The 24174-nt window shown below is 55.5% G+C and carries 17 protein-coding genes; 9 read left to right on the top strand and 8 right to left on the bottom strand.

The window, feature by feature from the left end; all coding sequences use genetic code 11:
• Nucleotides 1-105: 105 nt before the first annotated feature.
• Together rplY and JUJ53_RS10100 are read right to left on the bottom strand one after the other, a co-directional pair.
• Nucleotides 106-402 carry a 50S ribosomal protein L25 gene (rplY, locus tag JUJ53_RS10105; RefSeq protein WP_204151884.1) on the bottom strand — a complete coding sequence of 99 codons (297 nt, stop codon included), beginning with the start codon at nucleotides 400-402 and terminating at the stop codon, nucleotides 106-108.
• A gap of 138 nt (nucleotides 403-540) precedes the next feature.
• On the bottom strand, nucleotides 541-1872 hold the full coding sequence (locus tag JUJ53_RS10100; RefSeq protein ID WP_204151883.1) for an adenylosuccinate synthase: 1332 nt from the start codon (nucleotides 1870-1872) through the stop codon (nucleotides 541-543).
• A 589-nt stretch (nucleotides 1873-2461) separates the two neighbouring features.
• Here JUJ53_RS10100 and JUJ53_RS10095 point away from each other — a divergent pair.
• The 3 genes from JUJ53_RS10095 to JUJ53_RS10085 all read left to right on the top strand — a co-directional run bounded on the left by JUJ53_RS10095 (nucleotide 2462) and on the right by JUJ53_RS10085 (nucleotide 10210).
• Complete coding sequence (locus JUJ53_RS10095) at nucleotides 2462-7036, top strand: PAS domain S-box protein (RefSeq protein ID WP_204151882.1); 4575 nt, start codon at nucleotides 2462-2464, stop codon at nucleotides 7034-7036.
• An 86-nt stretch (nucleotides 7037-7122) separates the two neighbouring features.
• Nucleotides 7123-8238, top strand: a complete 1116-nt coding sequence (gene proB / locus JUJ53_RS10090; protein WP_204151881.1) for a glutamate 5-kinase — start codon at nucleotides 7123-7125, stop codon at nucleotides 8236-8238.
• A 505-nt stretch (nucleotides 8239-8743) separates the two neighbouring features.
• Nucleotides 8744-10210 carry a trypsin-like peptidase domain-containing protein gene (locus tag JUJ53_RS10085; protein ID WP_204151880.1) on the top strand — a complete coding sequence of 489 codons (1467 nt, stop codon included), beginning with the start codon at nucleotides 8744-8746 and terminating at the stop codon, nucleotides 10208-10210.
• Between the two features lie 46 nt (nucleotides 10211-10256).
• Here JUJ53_RS10085 and JUJ53_RS10080 read toward each other — a convergent pair whose 3' ends face one another.
• From JUJ53_RS10080 to pdxA, 6 genes are all read right to left on the bottom strand, one after another.
• Nucleotides 10257-10463 (bottom strand): chlorophyll a/b-binding protein, encoded by a 207-nt coding sequence (locus tag JUJ53_RS10080; RefSeq protein WP_204151879.1) that lies wholly within the window; start codon nucleotides 10461-10463, stop codon nucleotides 10257-10259.
• 77 nt (nucleotides 10464-10540) lie between these two features.
• Entirely contained in the window at nucleotides 10541-11566 is a 1026-nt protein-coding gene (locus JUJ53_RS10075; protein WP_204151878.1) for a succinate dehydrogenase/fumarate reductase iron-sulfur subunit, read from the bottom strand.
• 265 nt (nucleotides 11567-11831) lie between these two features.
• Nucleotides 11832-13772 carry an adenylate/guanylate cyclase domain-containing protein gene (locus JUJ53_RS10070; protein ID WP_204151877.1) on the bottom strand — a complete coding sequence of 647 codons (1941 nt, stop codon included), beginning with the start codon at nucleotides 13770-13772 and terminating at the stop codon, nucleotides 11832-11834.
• Between the two features lie 629 nt (nucleotides 13773-14401).
• Nucleotides 14402-15799, bottom strand: coding sequence for an SLBB domain-containing protein (locus tag JUJ53_RS10065; protein ID WP_204151876.1), 1398 nt, complete (start codon nucleotides 15797-15799; stop codon nucleotides 14402-14404).
• 395 nt (nucleotides 15800-16194) lie between these two features.
• Nucleotides 16195-16494: a hypothetical protein gene (locus JUJ53_RS10060; protein ID WP_204151875.1), complete on the bottom strand. Its 300-nt coding sequence runs from the start codon at nucleotides 16492-16494 to the stop codon at nucleotides 16195-16197.
• Between the two features lie 144 nt (nucleotides 16495-16638).
• The gene (pdxA, locus tag JUJ53_RS10055; RefSeq protein WP_204151874.1) at nucleotides 16639-17766 is read right to left on the bottom strand and encodes a 4-hydroxythreonine-4-phosphate dehydrogenase PdxA; all 1128 of its coding nucleotides are present in this window, start codon (nucleotides 17764-17766) and stop codon (nucleotides 16639-16641) included.
• Between the two features lie 254 nt (nucleotides 17767-18020).
• Here pdxA and JUJ53_RS10050 point away from each other — a divergent pair, with 254 nt between their 5' ends.
• The 6 genes from JUJ53_RS10050 to JUJ53_RS10025 all read left to right on the top strand — a co-directional run bounded on the left by JUJ53_RS10050 (nucleotide 18021) and on the right by JUJ53_RS10025 (nucleotide 24034).
• On the top strand, nucleotides 18021-18125 hold the full coding sequence (locus JUJ53_RS10050; RefSeq protein ID WP_204151873.1) for a PetM family cytochrome b6-f complex subunit 7: 105 nt from the start codon (nucleotides 18021-18023) through the stop codon (nucleotides 18123-18125).
• 249 nt (nucleotides 18126-18374) lie between these two features.
• Nucleotides 18375-19355 (top strand): SDR family oxidoreductase, encoded by a 981-nt coding sequence (locus tag JUJ53_RS10045; protein WP_204151872.1) that lies wholly within the window; start codon nucleotides 18375-18377, stop codon nucleotides 19353-19355.
• Between the two features lie 172 nt (nucleotides 19356-19527).
• Nucleotides 19528-19923 (top strand): photosystem II protein Psb27, encoded by a 396-nt coding sequence (psb27, locus tag JUJ53_RS10040; RefSeq protein WP_204151871.1) that lies wholly within the window; start codon nucleotides 19528-19530, stop codon nucleotides 19921-19923.
• Between the two features lie 183 nt (nucleotides 19924-20106).
• On the top strand, nucleotides 20107-22308 hold the full coding sequence (gene recQ, locus JUJ53_RS10035) for a DNA helicase RecQ (protein WP_204151870.1): 2202 nt from the start codon (nucleotides 20107-20109) through the stop codon (nucleotides 22306-22308).
• A 184-nt stretch (nucleotides 22309-22492) separates the two neighbouring features.
• Entirely contained in the window at nucleotides 22493-23131 is a 639-nt protein-coding gene (locus JUJ53_RS10030; protein ID WP_204151869.1) for a hypothetical protein, read from the top strand.
• A gap of 12 nt (nucleotides 23132-23143) precedes the next feature.
• Nucleotides 23144-24034 carry a pentapeptide repeat-containing protein gene (locus JUJ53_RS10025; protein WP_204151868.1) on the top strand — a complete coding sequence of 297 codons (891 nt, stop codon included), beginning with the start codon at nucleotides 23144-23146 and terminating at the stop codon, nucleotides 24032-24034.
• Nucleotides 24035-24174: the final 140 nt, after the last annotated feature.

Raw genomic sequence — 24174 nt, 5'->3', positions numbered from 1 at the left:
CACCCAGGGAGTCTTAGATTCCCTGGGTGATTGATGATGAAATATGAAACCGGGGATCAGCCTGAAAGCGCTGCATAGGTGCGCTCCGGCTGGTCAGATCTCAATCTATTCTTCGCTGGCAAAGAAGCTGACGTGGTAGAGCGATCCCCGCCAAGGATGGGACTGCACTTCTTGGACAAACACCGTACCGCTCCAAGGCATGTCCGTCACATTGAGCTGAACGGGAGTCCGCTTCCCCTTCACCTTGCGAACCAGCAGTTCAGCATCTTTCATGTTCAGCATCAAATCAACGGAGTTCACACCATCGTGACCGTAGAGAGCTGCGGGGAGAAGTCCTTCCCGACGCATCGCCCGAGGATTGAGATCAGAGGTGCGCTTTGTACATTCAAACGTAAGTTCCATAGAATTCCTTTCCAACAATTTATGACGCGAGAGAACAACTTTTTACCATCACGGAGAGCAACCCGTCCCGAGGAGCAGGACTTAGAGCAGTGAGTATCTTCCCCTTCAGTCTCTTGAAAGCAACTGAAGAGCGATCGCTTAACCCACTCCCTCGGTTGTCGAGTGGAGCAGGGCCCGTTTGGGGCCATGAATTGGATCTTCCACAATGATGGTCTGATCACGGCTAGCGCCCAAGGACACAATAGCAATGGGCACTTCCATCAACTCCGCCAACACCTTGAGGTAGTCGAGGGCTTGCTTGGGCAAATCATCTAGCGATCGACAGTCGGCTGTGGATTGCTTCCAACCTGGCAGCGTCTTATAAATAGGACGACAGTTGGCGAAGCGACCCGCGCTGCTGGGGAAATGCTCACACCGCTGACCGTCAATATCGTAAGCGACACAAACCTGAATCTCGTCTAGCTCATCCAGAACATCCAGCTTGGTCACCGCCAAACAATCTAGACCGTTGATGCGCACGGCATAGCGTCCAATCACCGCATCAAACCAGCCGCAGCGCCGCTGCCGCCCCGTGGTCGTGCCAAACTCTGCTCCGCGATCGCATAGATGAGCGCCAATGCCCCCCTCCAGCTCCGTGGGAAAGGGCCCCTCTCCCACCCGCGTCGTGTAGGCTTTCGCCACCCCAATGACGCGGTCAATAATGGTGGGGCCAACCCCCGTACCCACGCAGGCCCCGCCCGCCACCGGATTGGAGGAGGTCACGTAGGGATAGGTGCCGTGGTCAAGATCGAGCAGCGTGCCCTGGGCTCCTTCAAAGAGAACGTTGCGGCGTTTTTTCACCGCGTCGTAAATTTTGAGGGAACTGTCACCCACGTGGGGACGCAGGCGATCGGCGTAGACAGCATATTCCTCAATCACCTGTTCGGGATCGAGGGCAGGCAGTCCGTAGAGCTTTTCGAGAATGATATTTTTATGCTCAACCGTCCAGCGGATCTGCTGCTGCATTTCGCTGGGGTTAATCAAATCAATCATGCGGATACCCATCCGCTCAGACTTGTCGGCGTAGGTCGGCCCAATCCCACGTTTGGTGGTGCCGATCTTCAAGCTGCCGCGCCGCTCTTCTGAGGCTTGGTCAATCATGCGGTGGTAGGGCATGGTGACGTGGGCCGTCTCCGAGATCATCAAATTCTTCGTGGAAATGCCTAGGGCTTCGAGCTGATCCAGTTCGGTAATGAGTCCCGCAGGATCAATCACCGTACCGTTTCCGATAATGCAGTCCGTGGAAGGATAGAGGATGCCAGATGGAATCAGATGAAGCTTGAACACCTGATCCTTGACGACTACCGTATGTCCTGCATTTACGCCCCCCTGGTAGCGAACTACCACATCTGCCGACTTGCTGAGCAGGTCGGTAATTTTGCCTTTTCCTTCATCGCCCCATTGGGCACCGATTACAACGACGTTAGCCAAGGATCTATTTGGGTGTCAAAGTTTCACAATCTCTAATTATCAAGATCAGGGTACGCTTATGTCAACTCTCTGATTGAATGTGTTGAGATCAGACAAGCGCGATCGCCCTCACAGCCAGCGTTGCAGGAGATGACAATTGATGACGATGCCCCACCAGGTACAACGCTCTAGCCGGATCTTGAACGTCTAGGGTCAACCAAACTTGATCGACAAGTCCGCTCAATATCCTAGCAGGTTAGAGTAATCTAATTTCTTATACAGCTATACAGCCTGAATAGAGCATCTGCGACATGATGGGATCGGGTCGCAGACCTAACGCTGATCTATCATCTACCCAGCGCTAATCACGTCAAGAAATCCTAACAATATCTCTAACTAAACCCTTGGAGCATCCGCTTGCTGACCATCGCAGCCGCGCTGAATCTGTTAAGTCTTGTGCCCGATTGGGCATACTTCCTAGGACACGACGTTGAGTTATTCCACCAAGGCCCCATCCTAGGGCCGCTAGGGTCATACCGATACAAAACCAGGTGCTGCTTCCACGGGGGTAGCCCTGATGTTGCGATTAGCTTGTTAGAGAATATCCCTGATGAATGCTCCCCAGTCTCGCTTTGAGCGAGTGGCAGATGACATCCCTAGCATGGCCTATCAACTGGTACAGCACCAGAATGGAGCCACACTGCGCTGGATTGATCCCTGTTGCCTCCGGGCACTCCACTTGGATGCAACGGCTCTCCAAGGCGATCTGCACCACTTTTGCGATCGCCTTCATCCTGACGACGTAGAGTCTTTTTGGCGATCGCTCCACCAGGCCGCTCAAACCTGGCAACCTTGGTCGTGGCGCGGCCGTTGGCAAAGCCCCCAAGGGCAGGAACAATGGCTGCAAACCCTGGCACATCCGTCTCCTAAAGCCGACGGCGAGATTCTTTGGGATGGTCTATGGATTCCCATGCAGCCGCTCCCAGATTCCCATGGTTCGAGTCTCCAACCCACCCTGGTCGGTCGCTGGGTGTATGACATTGAAACGAGTGTGCAAAATCTAGTCCACAACGTGCCCGGAGCCATCTATCGCACCGGCTGTGCCTCCCCCTGGGTGATTGACTACATCACCCATGTGATTGAAGACATCACCGGCTATCGGGCGGAAGAATTTTGGCTCGACCAATCTCAAACCCTCGATAGCATTACCCATCCTGAGGATCGCGATCGCGTCAACGCGGACATTGCTGAAGCGATCGCCCAACGGCAGCCCTTCAAGGTGGAATATCGCATCTGCCATCGAGACGGAAGTATTCGCTGGGTATCGGAACGGGGGCGGGCCGTGTTTGATGCCAACGGCTGCCCCATGCATGTGGATGGCGCAATTTTTGACATTAGCGATCGCAAACAGAGTGAAGCCGCCCTCAACCAGCTCAATACCCAACTGGAAGCGATCGTCGCCGACCGTACCCGTGAACTCCAGCAAAGCAAGGCTCGGCTGGAACTGCTCCTGTCCTGTGCGCCCATTATTCTCTATGCCATCGACTTAGAGGGTCAATTTATTCTGTCGGAAGGCAGTGGGCTGGCCAACCTAGGGCTGAAGCCGGGGGAGGTGGTTGGCCAGTCCGTGTATGACGTCTACCCCGATAGCCACAGCATTCATGAGTTTTTACAAAAAGTGCTGTCGGGGCAACAGCCTAACTATGAGCAGTCTATCTACGTGACGCGCGTCGGCGAGATCACCTACGAAAACCACTATGCGCCCCTATTCGATGACACCCATCACGTCTGTGGGGTGATTGGGATCGCCCTTGACATTACCGAGCGTCGCCGGGCCGAAAAAGCCCTGAAGCGTAGCCAAAAGCAACTGCGCGATATTTTAGACAATACGTCTGCGGGCATCTTCGTCAAAGATTTAGAGGGTCAATATATCTTTGCCAACCAAGGAACCCAGGCCATTCAGGGGCGCTCCTCGACAGAGATTTTGGGGCACACCGACTATGATATTTTTCCGAAGGAGCTGGCGGATATTTTTCGTCAGAACGATCAGCAAACCCTGGCGACCAATACCCCCAGCAAGTTTGAAGAATTGATCGCCATCAACGGCGAAGAACGCACCTACTTATCGGTCAAGTTTCCGCTGTTCGACCACGATAATCAGCCCTACGGCATTTGCGGCATTGCCACAGACATTACCGATCGCAAACAGTTTGAGCAAGATTTACAAACCCGCGATCGCTTGCTGAATGGGGTTGCCCTAGCCAACAGCACCCTCTTGACCATGGCTGATCATGACCAAGCGGTGAATCAGGCCCTATACATTTTGGGAACCACAGCCCAGGTAGATCGGGTGTATGTGTTTGAACATAGCTGGCATGGTGAAACTAGCGAACCACGGCTCAATCAACGCTATGAATGGGTTGCCCCCGCCATTCCCTCAGACCTACACAATCCCCAGTTGCAAAATCTGCCCTACCAAAAAGTATCCCTAGAGTGGTACCAAACCTTAGCCCAGGGGCAGCCGGTGATGGCGATCGCCTCCGCCTGTCCACCCGCCCTACGCACCTATTTAGAGCAACGCCAAACCCAGTCACTGATCCTCATGCCCATTGAGATTGAAGGCATCATTTGGGGATTTGTGGGCTGTGATGACTGCCAGGCTGAGCGCCCATGGTCGAATAGCGAACAGTCCATTTTGCGGGCAGCCGCCAGTAGCTTAGGAGGGGCGATCGCCCGCCACCAAACCGATCTGCAACTGCGAGAATCGCGCCATTTGCTGCAACTGGTGATGGACAACATTCCTCAAGTGGTGTTCTGGAAAGATCTCGATCTGCGCTATCTCGGCGGCAACAGCAAATTCCTCAAGACCATGCCGCCCCAGATTGCAACCAACATAATCGGCAAAACCGATTATGACCTAGGCTGGGCACCGGAGCAGGCCAACGATTATCGCGCCGCCGATCGCCACGTGATCGCCACGGGCCAGCCCATGGTGCATCTGATTAGCCAGCAGCAAAATGCCGAGGGTGAACTGCGCTGGATTGATACCAACAAAGTGCCGCTGCGGGATAGCCAAGGCAATATTGTCGGCGTGCTGGGCACCTTTGAAGATATTACCGACCGCAAGCTAGCAGAGGCCGCCCTACAAGACTCCCGCCAACGCCTGGCTCTGCTGTTTGAGCAAACGCCCGTCGCCATCATGGAATGGGACATTGATTTAAATCTGCGGGAATGGAACCCTGCAGCTGAGCGCATCTTTGGCTATTCCAAGGATGAGGTCATGGGGGCACCCCTGGGCTTTTTGATTCCCGACTGGCGACGCCCCCAAGTGCGGCAGGTGATGAGCCAACTGATCCTTAGCCCTCGAATTTTGCGAGAGGTGGGCGAGAATGTGACCAAAGATGGCGATCGCGTCATCTGTGAATGGTATGACGTGCCGTTGGTGACCACCACAGGCGATGTCGTGGGTATTTCGTCCATGGCGGTTGATATTACCCAGCGGGAACGAGCCCAGGAAAAACTGCGGGAGTCGCAGCAACGGCTCTCCTTGCTGATTCAGCAAACGCCTCTAGCGGTGATCGACTGGACGCCCGATGGGCAAATCTTAGACTGGAATCCATCGGCCGAGCGCATTTTTGGTCACACCCGTGAGCAGGCGGTCGGGCAAGCCTTCCACTTTTTAGTCCCTGAGTGGTTCCACGATCAGGTTCAAGATATTTTTGTTCATCTATCCACAACCAAGCAAAGCAGTCGCAGTACCAACGAAAACATCACCCAGGATGGGCGCGTGATTTTCTGCGAATGGTACAACACGCCGCTGATGGCACCCAACGGCGAAATGTTAGGGGTGGTGTCTGCTGTCATGGATGTGACCGAACGGCGGCGATCGGAACGGGCTCTCAAGCGCAGTAACGCCATTCTTCGTGCCCAGCGAGAAGCCTCCATTGACGGGATCTTGATCCTGGATGAACATCGGCGCATTGTCTCCTATAACCAGCAGTTCTGCGGCATTTGGGGCATTTTGCCGGATCAGATTGCCACCGGGGGCGATCGCTTATTAATCCAGCGGCTATTGGATCAGTTGATCGACAGCGACAACTTCCTAAGCACCGTGGATTTTCTCTACGAACATCCTGACCAATCCAACCGGGAAGAGTTACAGCTTCAGGACGGCCGGGTGCTCGATTGCTATTCTGCTCCCGTGCGATCGCCCGCCGGTGAATTCTACGGCCGGGTTTGGTATTTCCGAGACATCAGCCAACGCAAGCAAGCAGAAGCCCAGCTCCGGCAGCAGACCGCCGATCTCGAACATGCCCTCCACGATCTCCAGCGCACCCAGGCCCAACTGGTGCAAAGCGAGAAAATGTCTAGCTTGGGGCAACTGGTGGCCGGCGTCGCCCACGAGATTAACAACCCCGTTAACTTCATCTATGGCAACTTAACCCACGCCACCGACTACATCCGCAATATTGTGAGCCTGCTGGGCCACTATCGCCAGCGCTATCCAAGTCCCGGCGAAGAGATCGAGACTCAGATTGAAGACATGGATCTGGATTTCCTGGTGGAAGACCTACCCCAACTGCTGGGATCCATGCGCATTGGTGCAGAACGCATTCGGGAAATTGTCTATTCCCTGCGCACCTTCTCCCGGCTTGATGAAGCCGATTTAAAAGCCGTCAATATCCATGAAGGCATCGATAGCACCCTGTTGATTTTGCACAATCGCCTCAAGCCCAAGCACAACAGTGAGGGGATTGACGTGGTGAAACAGTATGGCGATCTGCCGTTGGTGGAATGCTACGCCGGGCAAGTTAATCAGGTGTTTATGAATATTTTATCCAACGCCATTGATGCCCTGGAAGACCATATGAAGGATCATCCCGAGGTTTATCAAGGCACCAAGGCAGCGATCGCCATTCATACAGAACGAGCCACCCCCGGCTGGATCCGGATCCGCATTGTAGACAACGGCCCGGGGATGCCAGAGTCGGTGCGACGGCAGCTCTTCGATCCCTTTTTCACCACCAAACCAGTCGGCAAAGGCACGGGGCTGGGGCTATCCATCAGCCATCAAGTCATTTGCGATCGCCACAAAGGATCCCTCACCTGCCACTCCACCCCCGGTGTCGGCACCGAGTTTGTGATTATGATTCCAGAATCGGTGGGCGCTATTCCCCAACATTAACCTAGTTTCCTCCCTAGATAGTCCATAGACTTGGCAGGAAAGGATTTGTCCGTCACAATTTGGGATGCCCTGTTTGCGATCGCCCCATGACCCCACAAACGTTAGTCATCAAAATTGGTACCTCTAGCCTGACCCATGCAGAAACGGGTCTGCTGTCAATTTCAACCATCGCGGCCTTAGTGGAAACCCTCAGCCAACTGCGGCGGCGGGGGCATCGGGTGATCCTAGTCTCCTCCGGAGCCGTGGGGGTCGGCTGTGCGCGGCTGGGCATGACCGAGCGCCCCAAAGCGATGGCCACCAAGCAAGCCGTCGCCGCTGTAGGACAAGGACGGTTGATGCGGGTCTACGATGACCTGTTTACCACCCTGCAGCAGCCCATCGCCCAGGTGTTGCTCACCCGTAGCGACTTGGTGCAGCGCAGTCGCTATGTCAACGCCTATCGCACCTTTCAGGAACTGCTGCGGCTGAACGTGATCCCCATCGTCAACGAAAACGATACCCTGGCGGTGGATGAACTCAAGTTTGGCGACAACGATACCCTGTCAGCCCTCGTCGCCAGCTTAGTCGATGCCCATTGGCTGTTTTTGCTCACCGATGTAGATCGCCTCTATTCCGCCGACCCGCGCTACCATCCCGATGCCCAGCCGATTATCCAAGTGGAGCGCATTGACGAACTGTCGGAAATGGTCGAAGTGGGCGATCGCGGCTCAAGCTGGGGCACCGGCGGCATGGTGACCAAAATTGCCGCAGCCCGCATTGCCACCACCGCAGGCGTACGCATGGCCATTACCGAAGGGCGATCGCCCCAAAATATTCTCAAAATCCTCAACGGCGAACCCCTCGGCACCCAGTTTGAACCCCAACCCCAGCCCAACAAGGCCCGCAAGCGCTGGATTGCCAATGGGCTCGTCCCGTCGGGTAAGCTATACCTAGATGCCGGTGCCGTCACGGCCATTCAAGAAGCCGGGCGATCGCTGCTTGCGGCAGGCATCACCGAAGTGGAAGGAGAATTTCAGCAGCAGGACGCCGTCCAGCTCTGCGATCGCCAAGGTCGGGAGATTGCTCGCGGCTTGGTGAACTTCACCAGTGATGAGCTGCAAAAAATTCAAGGTCGTCAGTCGGAACAGATTTCCGCCCTGCTCGGCTACATCGCTCCCGAGACCGTGGTGCATCGCGATAACCTAGTGCTCAGCGCCACATAGATCTGGTCAGCCTGGGTGGAACGACGAGGGCTAGACGACCGTCTTAGATCATAGCGATCGCCCTGCCTGAGCAGATCCATGACTCAACCCAGACGAGACTGGTTGAGCCGTTGAGAAGTTCCACCCTATGTGTCGCTTGATAAGGTGTACAGTCTAACTGCCATGGCCCAGCCCTAGATGATAGAACTGAACCATAGCTTGATCAACGCGGAATAGGCGATCGCATCAGTGTATTGATCAGTGTTTGGCAGTTCAGTGTTTGGCAGTATCGATCAGCGTTTGGCAACAAACATCCTGATCTCCTAGCCGTGAACGCTCCAAAGCGATCGCTAAATCATGGCTAGACTGTAGTCCTATCCCGTCTAGTTAGCAGAATGCCGCTCCAGAGCATCGCCCTCCCGTTATCTCAGCATCCATTGCAGGCAGGATGGGCATGGAGCCGCCCATACCATAGCTATTGACGATCGCTCATTGCCCGCCCGTCGTGACCTTTTTACCGATTCCCATGAAACACTTACTGCGCCATCGTGTTGCCTTCGGTCTTCTGTCCACCACAGCAGCGATCGCTCTGCATGGTCTTGATATGGCCATGCCTATCGATCTCCTCAACCTCAGCCGCTTTGGGCAACCTACGGCATCAGCCCTTGCCCAAAATGTAGAAGAGGAAACCCGAGTACGGATCTATCGAGATGCGAGTCCAGCCGTTGTGTCCATTGAGGCCGGCGATAGCACTGGCAGCGGCAGTATTATCACCGCAGATGGCTTGGTGCTCACCAATGCCCATGTGGTGGGATCGACCAGTACGGTCACCGTTATTTTGTCCGACGGGCAGCGCATCCAAGGAGATGTGATCGCCTATGCCGAAGATGGCCTAGATTTGGCAGCCATTCGCCTCCGTGGGCAAAGCAATTTACCCACCCTTCCCCTAGCGCCGCCCGGATCGGTGGCGGTTGGGCAATCGGCATTTGCCATTGGTAACCCCTTCGGCCAATTCCAAAATACCTTCACCGTGGGCATCGTCAGCCGCATTGATCCTGAGCGCGGCATGATTCAAACCGATGCAGCTATTAATCGGGGCAACTCTGGCGGGCCGCTGCTCAACAGCCAAGGACAGCTCATCGGCGTCAACACAGCAATTTTCACCGCAGGAGAAGGCGGCAATATCGGCATTGGCTTCGCCATTTCTAGCGATCGCGTCCAGCCCTTTCTCACTGCCGTGCGGGAAGGACGAGCCCCCACCGTCGCCCAGCGCCCCAGCAACACCGTCAGTCGCCCCGCCGAACGCATCACCGTGAACGGCGCGGCCACCAGCGGACAACTCGATACCAGCAGTAATGTTCTGCCCTTTGACAATAGCTACTTCAACGTCTACAACTTTGAGGGGCGAGCCGGACAGCGCATCGTCATCGACATGAGCAGCAATGACTTTGATACCTACCTCGTGCTGCTAGACCCCAACGGTGTCGATATTATGCAAGACGATGACGGTGCTGGTGGCACAAACTCCAGAATTGAAGCCACCCTCCCCGCCAACGGAACCTATACTATTTTTGCCAATTCCTATCAGGATGGTGAAACCGGACGCTATAGCCTGCAGGTACGAGAGTCTAACTCCGCCGCCAATTCACCGCGCCCCAGCAATCCCACGACCAACGGCTTGATTTTAAATGACCAAGGACGGCTAGGCCCCGGCTCGCTGATTTTGCAAGAAGATGGCAGCTACTATCAAGAACATACCTTCTATGGCACCTCTGGACAGACCGTGACCATTTCCATGGAAAGCAATGAGTTTGATACCTATCTCATCTTGCTAGGCCCCAATGGCGAACTGATTGACCAAAATGATGACGTCGGGCCCAATACCCTCAACTCACGTATTGTCACCACCCTGCCGCGTACCGGCACCTATGTGATTTTGGCCAATTCCTACGACAATACCGGACAAGGGCGCTATACCCTCACCGTTCGCTAAGTCTAGGGGCGATCGCTTTCCATCCTGCAGCGATCGCCCCCAATTCTTACCGCAACCCCAACCAAGAGAAGAGATCTTGGCGGGTGGCTAGCTCAATCAACAGCAGCACGATGAAGCCCAGCATGGCAAAGCGGCCATTGATCTGTTCAGCGTAGGCTGTCCAGCCAAAGGCGGGCGTTGGCGCAAGGGGTTCAGCGGATTCAGCAACGGATTCAGCGGGGGCAGTATCTGGAGAATCGGGTTGGGAGGTCATACGTGGTCTACACAATTCAGTCTGAGAGCAGTCTAGCGCAGATTCTGGCGCAGATTGTTCCTCCTACCCAGCACTGCTCAGGAGACCGGCGACTCGGCTTCCAACTGTTCCACTGCTTCTATCAGCGATCGCACTTGCGCCTGTCCTTCCGAGGCTTCAAAGGTCAGGGGTAGTTTGCCGCTGGCCAACATCCGCAGCCCCAGTGGCCCCAAACTCAACAGTCCTGGCAGATCGCGGAAGGAATTGCCCACCACCTGAATGCCAAACTTGCGCTCATCAATCCAGCCGCCCTGCTTCACTAACTGGACGAGTACCTTACGGTGACGCACCGAACGGCTATCGCTAGCGTCCTTGCGATCCAAAATTTGCTGCTTCACGCGCCCAATCTGATCCATAGGAGCCACCTCCATGGGACAGACACTGTTGCATAACTGACAGCGGGTGCAGCCCCAAACGCCTTGATTGCCTTCATTGTAGGCATCTAGGCGCGCTTCCGTATCCCCATCACGGGAGTCGAGCACCAAGCGGGCAGCTTTAGCCAAGGCATGGGGGCCCACAAAATCAGGGTTCACTTCCAGCGCATTACACTCCGAATAGCAAGCGCCGCAAAGGATACAGTTACCATTTTGGTTGAGGCGATCGCGCTCTTCAGGACTCTGCAAAAATTCCCGCTCCGGCACCTGACGGCTGCTGGTACTCACGTAGGGATCCACCGCCTCCAGGCTATCCCAGAAGGGAGCCATGTCCACAATCAAGTCTTTGAGCACCGGCAAATTTCCCAACGGCGCAACCGTGATCGTAGGCAATGCATCACTGGGGGAGCGATCGCCCCCTTGACTGGCTTGAATGGCCTCTAAGCGAGCCAACTCACTGCGCACATTTTCTTTGCAGGCCAACGCCGATCGCCCGTTAATCCGCATACTGCAGCTACCGCAGATGGTATTCCGACAATTTTTGCGAAAGGCCAAACTACCGTCCTGCTGCCACTTGATCTGATTCAAGCAGTCCAGAATCGTACTCCCCGGATCGATATCCAGGGTAAACGACTCCATGTAGGGACGGGGCTGCAGCCCTTGGCGGAGAATATTGAATTGAACCTGCATAGTGTTGCGAACTCTAGAGGAAGAAGACGGCGGATACGGCCGGGCTAAGTTGCGCCATGCGCAACCCAGCAGATCCCCCTGTCTATGCCAATCTGGTCTGAGCAGAACGTTACGTCACGCACCACTCACCCGCGATCGCTAGATTGAGGATCAGGAGTTTACCCACGAACCTAGCTACCAGCCTAGACGACCAGAGCAGCTAGTCTAGGAAATATAACCAAAGATACATGTTTGCTGAGGCTGATCAGGCTGGGAGTAGCAGCTCCTAGGCAGACTCTAAACAAGCCTGTCGCCCCATCAACCAATAGGTTTGCATATCCCCCTTACCTTTGATGTGAACCATCCCCCGAGACTCAAAGACAAACTGGTGGTGCAGTAGTTCATAGGTGCTTTGGGTGACCTGAATGCCATCGGAGGTGCCGTGAGATTCCATGCGGCTGGCCACATTTACCGCATCTCCCCAGAGGTCGTAGATAAACTTTTTGCTGCCAATCACCCCTGCGACCACCGGCCCGGTGTTGATGCCGATGCGCAGGCGAAACGGCTCGCCATCATCCCGCAGAAAGGTGCGAATGGTGTCTTGCATATCGAGGGCAATGTGAGCGATCGCTTCTGCATGATCGGCCCGGGGCACCGGCAACCCGCCCACCACCATGTAGGCATCTCCGATGGTTTTAATCTTTTCCAGCCGGTACTTTTCCACCAGATGGTCAAACGCGCAGAAAATGTTGTTGAGCAGTTCCACCAACTCTGTCGCCGGCAGCCGTGAGGCCAGGGGCGAAAAATCTACAATATCGGCAAATAAAATCGTCGCCTCTTCCACGGCAGAAGCGATCGAGGTTTGGTTTTGCTTCAATTGGTGGGCAATACTCTGGGGCAAAATGTTGAGCAAAAGCTGCTCTGACTTTTGCTGCTCACTCAGCAACTCAGCAGTGCGTTCTGCCACCCGTTGCTCCAACACGGCGAAGGATTTTTGTAGCTGATCGGCCATTTGGTTAAAGGCATCCGCCAAGCCTCGCAACTCGGTAATATTTCGCGCCTGGATGTGGGGCAAGGTTTCCGAGTGGGATAGGCTGGCCCTAGCGGCACTGTCTGCTAGGGTACGGCTGGCTTCACTGAGCTGCAGAATTGGATAGGTAATCCAACGGGCCGTCAACAGCCCTACCAAGGTAGCGGCCATCAGCGCCAGCAAGCACAGGGCAATGGTGGTGCGAGTGTTGGCATAGATTTGCCCCATGAAATCTGATTCGGGGATCACCACCACAATCAACCAGTTGAGGTTCTTGCCATAGGAAACCGAGTCAACATGCACCAGTTGCCGTTGCCCATGGCGATCGCGAAACTCAAGCTGTTGGCGACGACCAATGTCTTCCAAACTGTTGAACTGGGCCTGGAGAAACTGAGCCGTGTCTTGAATGAGAGGATGGGCCACATCAGCGGCCGCTAAACGAGTGACGCGATCGCCCTCCACCACAAACGGTTCATCGTCCGTCGAGGTGGCCACCAGTAGACCTGAGGATTCCAAAATAAACGTTTGGCCAGACTGACTCACCTGGAGCGATCGCAGCATGTCATTGATGTGCGACAGCACAAAATCGGTGCCAATCACCCCCAAAACTTCCCGATCCATGGTGTAAAGAGGCTGGGCCAGGGTCACCTTAAGGCGTCGTTCCTTAAAATCTGGATAAATGCTGCTCCAGGTCGGCTCCCGAGCCTGCATGGCACTCCGAAACCAGGGACGCAGCCGGGGATCATAGAAGCGAGTTTGCCCTAGGACTTGAGCTGGCCGCCCCAGCTTGTCGAGGGCATAGCTGGTGAAAATCCGTCCCGTCTCATCCCCCGATCGCCCCACCTCCCACTGTTGATTAGCCTGAAACCCCAGGCCCGTAAACTCGCCGTTGATCCTGCCCACATACATGGCAGAGACCTCTAGGGAAGGGAATAGATCGTGGTGATTCCAGAAATGCTGGGAGAGGCTGGCTGGATCATCTAAGTCTACATACCCCATCAAAATGGCATTGGCATTGACTTGGTTGACCACCAGGGGGACGTCGAGGTAGCGCTGGAGCTGTTGATCAATGCGATCGCTAATTTCTGTGCGTAGACTGGCCGTCACCTGCTCGACAGCTTGTTGGCCATTACGCAGCGACAGCCATCCTACTAAACCAACCGTGCCAAAAACCTGTACCACAAAGGGTACAACCAACAAAATTCTTAGTGGTACAGACCGAGCCTGAGGGGCCAAGTTTAGCCGGGATCGTTTCCAAGGTATGGGCATGATGCAGAAGAATGATGCTGAGAGGAAGGGCTATGCCCTAGGTCTACACACCCCGATGGTCGCAACCCGCATAGTAGTAGACACAAACGTTACCTACTACGGACACCATGACATATCCTGCGATCGCCCATCTCTAGACTATATGGCAACTCTTCTCTAGAGGTTACTCAAGGCACCCCTATCACACGACAGAACCTGATAGAAACTGTCACAAAGCATTCCCAAAGTACCTGACATCTGATCTGTCACGTCTTCAATACAATATAAGCTAACTCACAGAACAAGACAGCAAACCTGTTCCGACAATCTTTAATCATTTGTTGATGAAAGATTAATGTGGCATCGCATCATGGGTCAGCGCTGGGGCGATCGCATCACAGCCCAAACCGTAGCCTCTCCGTTCATCCTGCGCTATTTAGAGACTTGGGGTGTGGGTTTCTGAAAACCTAGCGTCATCAAACTCCCAAGGATCACAAAGAACAGAAGCATCCTCTAGTTTCTTCTATGGTTATACCTGCATCAATTTGATGGTTGAGCAAGCTTCAATCTGCAAACCATCAGAGTCCTAGTAAGCGCAGCAGACTAGCCACACCGGTGACCGGCGACAGCAGTAGCCCCAAGGTATCGCTGAAGCTGGCTAGACCCGATCGCCCCACGAGCACCGTATCGCCAGGGCGCAGGGATGGATTGTCCGCCGCATTCAGGGTTTCTGACAGATCGACATCGATACTCTCCTGCAAAATGGTGCCATCGGGATTCAGGCGCACCAGCTCCACCCGACTGCGGCGGGCGCGGTTGTTAAAGCCGCCCGCCGCCAGGATCGCTTGATTGAGAGAAGTGCTGGGAGGAAGAGCGATCGCCCCTGGAGCGCTCACCTCGCCCACCACATAGACCGTCATCGAATCCGCCGCAAAGCTAGCTGGCGCCAGTTCTGCCAGTTCCGCCGACGTTAGCGCCGTCGCCGTGGGCACCACAATCGTGTCGCCATTTTGCAACGGCAAGTCCTGCTGTAGGTTCCCCGCCATCAGCAACTCCCAAAAATCCACCGGGATCACCTGTTCTTGCCCCGTGTGGGTCACCCGCCGCACTTGAATGTCGCGAATATCGGCCAGTTGGGTAATACCGCCCGCCACCCGAATTGCCTGACTCACCGTCAAGGCCTCCAGCCCATCATTGCTGCTGGTGAGATTGGTATTCAGGCGCAGGGTATGGGGGCCGGGACGGTTCACTTCTCCCACCACCGCCACCTGGATCGGCTGGGTGGCATCCGCCGCAAAATTGGCCGCCGCCAGCCGCCGCGATTCCTCAGGGTTCACGGTCGTTGCGGTGGGGATCACAATCGAGTCGCCATCCCGCAGGGTCAGGTCTTGGCGAATATCTCCAGCTTGGATCAAGTCCCATAGATTAATCGTCACCGACTCTGTGCCCAGGGTGCGATCGCTCACCCGGCGAATCTGAATCCGGCGCACGTCCGCCGACTGAGTCACCCCGCCTGCTTGCTGAAGCACCTGGGTGAGCGTTGAGGGACTGTCAGGACTGGCGGCAGCCAAGGTATAGGAACCAGGACGGCTAATTTCGCCAGCGATCGCCACGGTCACCGGTCGCGCCTGTAGCAAATTGAGACTAATAATGGGACGGCGCAAAACTTGGGCATAGCGCGCCGTGATCGCCTGAGTGGCTTGCTCCAGAGTTAAGCCTTCCACAGCGATCGTTCCCGCCTGGGGCAAATGCAGCGTACCGTCAGACAGGACTTGGTATTGATCGGTATATTCGGGAATATTGAAAAATTCAACATTGAGGCGATCGCCCGCTCCCAAGACATAGCGCGTCGGGCTAGAGATCTGCTGCGCTACCCATCCGTCCATAGCCATACCGGCTGGGGGTAGACCAAGACCAGCCACGATCTGAGCCCCTGCCATGCCACCGGCCAGCCATCGCCACCATCGAGTATCCATATGCCTATGCGATCGCATTCAGATTCGCCTGTATAAACTACGCCTCCGTTCCTATTTGCAGGCGATCGCCCCTATCATCAGGACGTCTCTCTCCTCCTAGGATTCTGGCGATGCATACCCTTGCCTGACCCCTTGCGCTGTTCAACCAGCGATCGCGCTTTAGATTCACCTATCCCCCCTCATGGGTCAGGTCTTAGAGCAGAGACTTGCCCAAGCATCTAGAAGTTTCCCAAGCCATCCTCCCCAAAGCTCCTCGCCAAAAGCTCCAATAACAATGCCCCTGAAGCAACCTGTTCAAGGGCATTGATGCTCATAGCAGAAAGCTTTGATGTACTAGAGTTTCATCGAGGTGCCGTCAGCATCCCTGCCAATCCCCATACCTTAAGCCCCATACCTTAAGAAGGATGGGTGGGACGACGGCGATACCGTTCCGCCAGCCAGGCCCACACCTGAAACTGCGGGACACCAAAAATTGACCAGCCGCTACTTGGATCGTAGGCATTCCACAACGTTTCGCCCGACGACGTTCTATACGTCCAAATGACTGGCTCACTGGCATCATGGCGCAGCCGCTGCACCCACAGCCGACAAAGGTGAGTTAGCCGCTGCAGGGCATTTCTCTGCGGTTCACAAGCATACTCTGGATACAGCAAGCGCTCCAATGCTTCACGGACTTTAGTATCATCAAAACTCATTATTTTAACCTCCCGCTATGAGCGACAACTGTAGCCTACGTATCCAATCTAACGAAAAACTACGATCAACGAGAGCGATCGCGGCAAAACCTTACATTGGTTTACCTAGGCAGGTCTGATGGGCGGGATGGTCTGGGGAAAGGGCTACAGAGCGGTGGAACTGGGAGGCTTCACGCGCTGGCGGGCCAGGTCTTCCCCAAGCTGGAGCGCGGCCAGAAAACTGGTGGCATCTGCCTTCCCCTGACCGGCAATATCAAACGCCGTCCCGTGGTCGGGGGAGGTACGCACAAAGGGTAAACCGATGGTGGTATTCACAGCGCGATCGAAAGCCATTAATTTCACAGGAATTAGCCCTTGGTCGTGGTACAGCGCCAGGTAGGCATCGTGGGCTTCCACCGGACGAGTGCCAAACCAAGCCTGCCCCGGCTTCACCCAGAGGGTATCAGGGGGCGTCAGGCCATCCAACTGAGCCTGGGGAAAGCGCTGGCGCTGGTCATCTAGCCACCCCTGAAGCCAATCCACCTCTTCACGGCCCAACTGTCCCTGTTCGCCACTGTGGGGGTTGAGTCCGGCGATGGCGATGCGCGGCTGCGGCAGACCAACGTCATGGTGCAGGCAGTCCATCAACAGCTCTAGTTTCAGAGTCATTAAGGCTGGCGTTAAGGTGTGGGACACAGCGGCCAGGGGAATATGGGTGGTGGCCAAGAGCGATCGCAGCATCCAACCGGTGAGGGGCGATCGCGCCACAAACATCATGCCAAACCGCGATACCCCAGCCCGCTCGGCTAAGAGTTCCGTTTGCCCAGGATAGGCATGGCCCGCCGCTAGCCAGGCCGACTTGGCAATGGGAGCTGTCACCACCCCATCAAACTGTCCAGCCAAGGTTTGGTCGATCGCCTCCGACAAAAACTGAAAGCTAGCTTCTCCACTAGCAGCATTGCCCACGCCCCAGCGCACGGCCCGCAGATCGGCAGATGCTACACCCACATCGATCAACGGCACCGCATCCGGCTCCACCAAAGGCACCCCCAAGTCACGCAAGCGATCGTAGGTCTTCACCAGCACCGCCCGACTCCCGACCACCGTCACCGGCACGGCATCCTCGGGACGCTGATAGAGCGATCGCATCACCACTTCAGGGCCAATGCCTGCTGGATCTCCGAGGGCGATCGCCAGCCGAGGCGGCCTTGCCTGAGTAGCCGAAGCTGATGGCAAATCTGATGCCAGATCTGATAATGGATCGAAATCCGATTGCGGACGGGATAGCACCATAACGTTACATTAGGAAACAATAAGCAGAAACATGGAGCAATAAGTCCCCCAAAGACAAGGAGGATTCGAGATGGAGAGCAGACCCAAACTGCCTTAGAATACTCTAGGCGGATGTTCAACATCGATCCTAGACAGCCTCACGTCCTAGGACAACCGAGGGGCGATCGCGGCTTTTGATGAGCTCACGATTATGTCTAGAAGCGATCGCTGTTGAGCCTGATTTTTCATCGTGACGTTAGGGAGACATAGTTTAGATGAGTAGCGAATTTTATAATGCTGCATTTCTGTCGTTTACCTTGATCCTAGTCGGCCTAGCCATGGGGTTTTTGCTGCTCAAGCTGCAGGGTGGCGAAGAGTAATTCAGCGGCGAGGGGCTTGAATGTACAAGTCCCTGCCTTGGCTTTCCATTGACTAGAATCCTTTCCTGGCAAGCATTACACCGACATATCATCCAGTCAGATCCAACGGCGGTCTGCTGTTCCCTTCGTCTTCACAGGATCTACACAGTATTTCTATCCTGGCAACACTGGCTATATGAGAAAAGGCTAACCACTTTCTGATAACATCTTATAAAAAGTTAATGTTTTGAAATTGAGATTAAATCCCTCATGACTTTACTGATTGTCGGTGCCACAGGTACGTTGGGAAGGCAGGTCACCCGTCGCGCCCTAGATGAGGGATTTCAGGTTCGTTGCCTGGTTCGCAGCGCCCGCAAAGCATCGTTTCTCAAAGAATGGGGGGCTGAGCTAGCCCTAGGCGATCTCACCTTCCCTGACACCCTGCCCGCAGCCTTTGAAGGGGTGACGGCCGTGATTGATGCCTCCACCTCCCGCGCCACCGATTCGGTGCCCATCAAGGCGGTCGATTGGGACGGCAAGGTTGCGCTCATCCAGGCTGCCAAAGCCGCCAACGTCGAGCGGTTTATCTTCTTCTCCATTTTAGGGGTTGAAGATCATCCCGACGTGCCGCTGATGCAAATCAAGCATTGCACAGAACAGTTTTTGCAAGAGTCGGGCGTTCCCTACACCGTCCTACGGCTATGCGGCTTTTTCCAAGGCTTGATTAGCCAATACGCTATCCCCATCCTAGAAAAACAGGCGGTGTGGGTGATGGGGAACACCTCCCCCATTGCCTACATGGACACCCAGGATATTGCCCGGTTTGCGGTGCGCGCCCTGCAAGTCCCCGAAACGGAGAACCGCGTCTTTCCTGTGGTGGGCAACCGGGCCTGGAGCGCCTACGAAATTATTCGCGTCTGCGAGCGCATGTCGGGTCAAGAAGCCAAGGTCACCCGCATGCCCATTAGTCTGCTGAGAAGCATTCGACGGGTAGCCCTGTTCTTTGAATGGACGTGGAACGTCGCCGATCGCTTAGCGTTTACAGAAGTGATTGCCTCAGGTAAGCCCCTAGACGCCTCCATGGATGAAACCTACGAGGTCTTTGGGCTCGATCGCAGCGAAACCGGTACCTTAGAAGATTATCTCAAAGAATACTTCAGCCGCATTATGAAGAAGCTGAAGGAATTGGAGTATGAGCGTGAGAAGCGCATGAAAAAGAAGCGCACGCCTTTCAAAACCCCTAAGTCTTAATCTATCCAAGCCGCGATCGCCCTTCCTCCTCTAGGTTGATCAGGGCTACACCTTGTCAGGATAGGATGATACAGAGCTCAATGTTGAACGTTGTAGGGGCTGGCATCCCCAAGGGCGATCGCTACGCCGCTGACCCATGTTTGTTCCGTTAAACCATGATTATTGAGGCATTATGAAAAGGATTTTATCTCGAATTTTTGCGCTATTGCTGGTCTGTACAGTAGCTATGGGCTGTGCCGCATCCCCCGGCGGTCTGAGCGGCGACTATCGCCAAGATACCCTCAGCCTAATTGACACCCTGCGAACCGCCATTGAAATGCCCGAAGGCACCCCTGAAAAGGCAGGAGCCCAATCTGACGCGCGGCAAATGATCAACGACTTCTCAGCGCGCTATCGCCGCAATGGTAACTACACCCGCCTCAGCTCCTTCACCACCATGCAAACGGCTCTCAACGCCCTAGCCGGTCACTACAGCTCCTACCCCAATCGCCCCGTTCCCGCCAAGCTCCAGGATCGCTTAGAGCTAGAGTTCAAGCGCGTGGAAGCGGCCCTACGGCGAGGCGCTTAGCTGCCCCATTCCATTGAGCCCACATTGGTCATCCAAACCGTCTCTAGACTTGATTCCCAGCGATCGCTTCTAGGGGCGGTTTTTTAGGGCCGTCACCGCGAATCGGTATCCTCCCTCTAGCGATAGGACGACAAATATTCGTACAGTGGGGGATATTGGATAGCGCACTGACATAGACCGGACATGACTCTGCATTCAGCCATCGCATCGACAACCCCAACGTTTGACTCCCTGGAGCAGGCTCTTAAGCATTACTTTGGCTACGATCGCTTCCGGCCAGGCCAGCGACATATTGTCGAAACAGCCCTGCGGGGACAAGATCTGCTGGTGATTATGCCTACCGGGGGCGGGAAGTCGTTGTGCTATCAGTTGCCGGCCCTGCTCAAGCCGGGGCTGATGGTGGTGGTATCGCCGTTGATTGCGCTGATGCAGGATCAGGTGGAAACCCTAAACGATAACGGCATTCCAGCGACGTTCCTCAACAGCAGTCTGTCTAATGAGCACGTCCAGCAGCGCACGGCCCAGCTCCTCCGAGGCGAGATTAAGTTGCTCTACGTGGCTCCAGAGCGGTTGCTGAACGATCGCTTCCTGCCGTTTCTCGATCGCCTCCATGATGCCTTGGGGCTGGTGGCGATCGCCATTGATGAGGCCCACTGCGTTTCGGAATGGGGGCATGACTTTCGCCCAGAATATCGACAGCTCAGCCAGATCCGGCAGCGCTACCCCACGGTGCCATTGCTCGCCCTCACCGCCACCGCCACTCAGCGCGTACAGCAAGATATTGTGGTGCAGCTTGCCCTGCGCCAGCCAGATGTTTACGTCGCCAGCTTCAACCGACCCAACCTGTACTACGAAGTGCGTCCCAAGGAGCGCAACGCCTATGCCGATCTGCTGCGGGAAATCCGCAGTCATCGCCATGGTTCCTGCATTGTCTATTGCTTCAGCCGCAAGCTGGTGGACGAAACCGCCGATCGCCTCCAGCAAGACGGCATTGTCGCCCTGCCCTACCACGCAGGCTTAAGCGATCGCGTGCGGACGGAAAATCAAACCCGATTCATCCGGGATGATGTGCAGGTGATGGTGGCCACGGTGGCCTTCGGCATGGGTATTGATAAGCCCGATGTGCGCCTGGTGGTGCATTACAATCTGCCTCGGAACCTAGAAGGCTACTACCAAGAAGCGGGGCGAGCCGGGCGCGATGGGGAGCCCTCCCGCTGTTTACTGTTTTTCAACACCGGTGATGTCAGCAAGATTAACTATTTAATTGACCAAAAACCTGACGAAGCCGAGCAGATGATCGCCCGGCAGCAGCTCCGTCAGGTATTGGACTATGCTGAGGGATTGGAATGTCGGCGGACGATTCAACTGCGCTACTTTGGGGAAGATTTTAGCGGCAACTGCCAGCAGTGTGACAACTGCCTGAATCCTAAGCCCATTGAAGATCGCACCGTTGATGCTCAGAAGTTCCTATCCTGCGTCGCCCGATGCAAAGAACGCTTTGGCATGAACTACATCATCGAGGTGTTGCGGGGCAGTCGATCGAGCAAGATCCAGCAGCGAGGGCATCACAAGTTGTCCACCTACGGCATCGGCAGCGATCGCTCTGCCGAGGACTGGAAACACCTAGGGCGATCGCTCTTACACCAGGGCCTGCTGGATGAAACCAGCGATGGCTATTCGGTATTGCGGCTGAATGCCCGCAGTTGGGAGGTGATGCGAGGGCAGCGACCGGTGCAGATGGTGGCCACGCGTTCTCAGCGCTCTAGCGTGGCCGACGATAGCCAAGCCGCATCCACCCGTGAACTGTTGATGGATCTGCTGCGATCGCTGCGGAAAACCATCGCCAATGAGCAATCGGTGCCGCCCTACGTGATTTTTGCCGACTCTAGTCTGCGGCTGATGGTGCAAAGCCGACCCACCACCTTGGAAGAATTTGCCTCGATTTCTGGAGTCGGCAGCCACAAACTCACCCAGTATGGGCCGCGCTTCACCGAGACTATTCGCCAATTTTGCCAAGAGCATGGCCTCCTAGCCCAGACGGTCACACCTGTAGTAGACGAACCGACCTCCAAACCGCCGCTCTCCGCCCGCCGTCGCCAAATCCTCAACCTGCATCAGCAGGGCATCGCTCCTGCCCAGATTGCTTTGGAATGTGACCTACGGTTGGGGACTATCTACGACAACCTAGCGACCTTGCTTGAATGGGGCGAAGTGATCGACGTGGATCAACTGGTAGATCCCGAGCGGCAGCAGGCTATTTTGGGGGCGATCGCTCAGGTAGGCGATGATGCTCTGCGGACGATTCGCGACCAGGTGGGAGAGGATTACGACTTCAACGAAATCCGGATCATGCGATCGGTGTGGCGGATGCAGCAGCTCTCGTGAGCCGGTCAAGTTCTAGCAAGCCTGCCCGAATCCTTCAGGTTTTCGCAGGCATAGCGCGGTACACTCAGGGGGCACCATCGTGGTGGAATCGGGGCGTTCTGGCAGCTTGTTGAGCCAAGCTGAATGTCCCCTTCATCGCGACTGGATGTAACGATATGCACTTGTCAGCACGGAGAGACGGATTTTGGGGGCAGAACTGCGAAGCTACGTATATCTCGATAGCCTACAACCACAGCACGCTGCCTACATTGGTACGGTATCGCTGGGTTTTTTGCCGCTGCCGGGGGATGCCTCGCTGTGGGTTGAAATTTCGCCGGGCGTAGAAATTAATCGCATCACCGACGTGGCCCTGAAAGCGGCCGCCGTGCGGCCGGGGGTGCAGTTTGTCGAACGGCTGTATGGACTCTTGGAAGTTCATTCCACCAATCAGGGGGAGACCCGCGCCGCAGGGCAGGCGATCCTGGAAGCCCTCGGGGTGCGCCAGCGCGATTGCTTACGACCGAGGATTGTGTCGAGCCAGATTATTCGCAACATCGACGCCCACCAAGCGCAGTTGATTAACCGCAACCGGCGGGGACAGATGATTTTGGCGGGACAAACGCTCTATGTGCTGGAAGTGCAGCCGGCGGCCTATGCGGCCCTAGCAGCCAACCAGGCTGAGAAAGCAGCGTTGATCAACATTTTGCAAGTGGGTGCGGTGGGGAGCTTTGGGCGGCTCTACCTGGGGGGCGAAGAACGGGATATTTTGGCGGGGTCGGCGGCGGCGATCGCTTCCCTGGAAGACGCACCAGGACGCGATCACGGCAGTGGCGCTCAGGAATAGGACGGAAGAGGTATGGCTAACTACGACCATTTGGCGCTGTTGAAACAGGGATCCGATCGCTGGCACGCATGGCGATCGCACCATCCTGGGCAAATTTTGGATCTCAGTGAGGTGCGCTTGGCCGGGGTGTATTTCAAAGACACCGACCTGAGCCACATCAACTTTCGGGGAGCGGATTTGAGTCAGACGGTGCTCACGGCAGCTAATTTGCAGGCGGCCGACCTCAGCCATGCCAACCTGTCGCGATCGGAGCTCAGCCATACCCAACTCCAGGGAGCTGAGTTTGTTGGCGCAGACTTGTCCTACGCCCAGCTCTCCCACGCCAATCTCAGCCATGCTAATTTGATTAGCGCCAACTTACGCGGCGTGACGTTGCGTGACGCCGATGTCAGCCATGCCAATTTGGTCGGCGTGGATCTGCAAGATGCCTATCTAGAACGGGCGAACTTCAACCAAGCAACCCTGAACCGAGCCAATCTCCGGGGTACCTATTTAGTCTCTGCTCATTTGAACCAAGCTGTGTTTGACCATGCCAGCCTAGTGGGCACCCAGTTGGTGAGCGCTTCTCTCTATGGGGCGATCTTTCGCCAGGCAACCTTGAGCTCCGCCAACTTAGTTCGAGTCTATGGCTCAGAGGCCGATTTTCAACAGGCCGATCTCTTCCAGGCCGATCTACGCTGGGCCGTGTTGCAGCGATCGCAGTTCCAACAGGCCGACCTCACCCAGGCCAATTTGCGGGGGGCAGACCTGCGGGGCGCTAATTTTCGAGGTGCCTGCCTGCGCAGGGCCAATCTAGAAGACGCCAAGCTCGATCGGGCTGATTTCACCCAGGCTGATTTGAGCGACACAAACCTTAACCCAACCCAACTTCGCTATACGATGATGGAAAGCGATCGCTCCTGATCCGTCTGACCTCTTGGACAGGGTGGTTCGATCACAGTCAAGCCCTACCAGAGATCTTTGTGGGACAAGATGCGAGGTAGCGATCGCTCGATGCTGCATAGGTTGTGTAGCGTTCCTCTTGTCGTTCCGTTGCATCCATT

Origin of the sequence: Leptolyngbya sp. CCY15150 (assembly GCF_016888135.1) — a bacterium.
Lineage (GTDB): Bacteria > Cyanobacteriota > Cyanobacteriia > RECH01 > RECH01 > RECH01.
Note: the sequence above shows the minus strand (reverse complement) of the source record. Positions and strands in the feature narration are given on the sequence as shown.

What these genes read in the sequence shown, in the direction of transcription:
- rplY (WP_204151884.1), bottom strand. Translation starts at nt 402, where the DNA reads ATGGAACTTACGTTTGAATGTACAAAGCGCACCTCTGATCTCAATCCT.
- JUJ53_RS10095 (WP_204151882.1), top strand. Translation starts at nt 2,462, where the DNA reads ATGAATGCTCCCCAGTCTCGCTTTGAGCGAGTGGCAGATGACATCCCT.
- proB (WP_204151881.1), top strand. Translation starts at nt 7,123, where the DNA reads ATGACCCCACAAACGTTAGTCATCAAAATTGGTACCTCTAGCCTGACC.
- JUJ53_RS10085 (WP_204151880.1), top strand. Translation starts at nt 8,744, where the DNA reads ATGAAACACTTACTGCGCCATCGTGTTGCCTTCGGTCTTCTGTCCACC.
- JUJ53_RS10080 (WP_204151879.1), bottom strand. Translation starts at nt 10,463, where the DNA reads ATGACCTCCCAACCCGATTCTCCAGATACTGCCCCCGCTGAATCCGTT.
- JUJ53_RS10075 (WP_204151878.1), bottom strand. Translation starts at nt 11,566, where the DNA reads ATGCAGGTTCAATTCAATATTCTCCGCCAAGGGCTGCAGCCCCGTCCC.
- JUJ53_RS10065 (WP_204151876.1), bottom strand. Translation starts at nt 15,799, where the DNA reads ATGGATACTCGATGGTGGCGATGGCTGGCCGGTGGCATGGCAGGGGCT.
- JUJ53_RS10060 (WP_204151875.1), bottom strand. Translation starts at nt 16,494, where the DNA reads ATGAGTTTTGATGATACTAAAGTCCGTGAAGCATTGGAGCGCTTGCTG.
- pdxA (WP_204151874.1), bottom strand. Translation starts at nt 17,766, where the DNA reads ATGGTGCTATCCCGTCCGCAATCGGATTTCGATCCATTATCAGATCTG.
- JUJ53_RS10050 (WP_204151873.1), top strand. Translation starts at nt 18,021, where the DNA reads ATGAGTAGCGAATTTTATAATGCTGCATTTCTGTCGTTTACCTTGATC.
- JUJ53_RS10045 (WP_204151872.1), top strand. Translation starts at nt 18,375, where the DNA reads ATGACTTTACTGATTGTCGGTGCCACAGGTACGTTGGGAAGGCAGGTC.
- psb27 (WP_204151871.1), top strand. Translation starts at nt 19,528, where the DNA reads ATGAAAAGGATTTTATCTCGAATTTTTGCGCTATTGCTGGTCTGTACA.
- recQ (WP_204151870.1), top strand. Translation starts at nt 20,107, where the DNA reads ATGACTCTGCATTCAGCCATCGCATCGACAACCCCAACGTTTGACTCC.
- JUJ53_RS10025 (WP_204151868.1), top strand. Translation starts at nt 23,144, where the DNA reads ATGGCTAACTACGACCATTTGGCGCTGTTGAAACAGGGATCCGATCGC.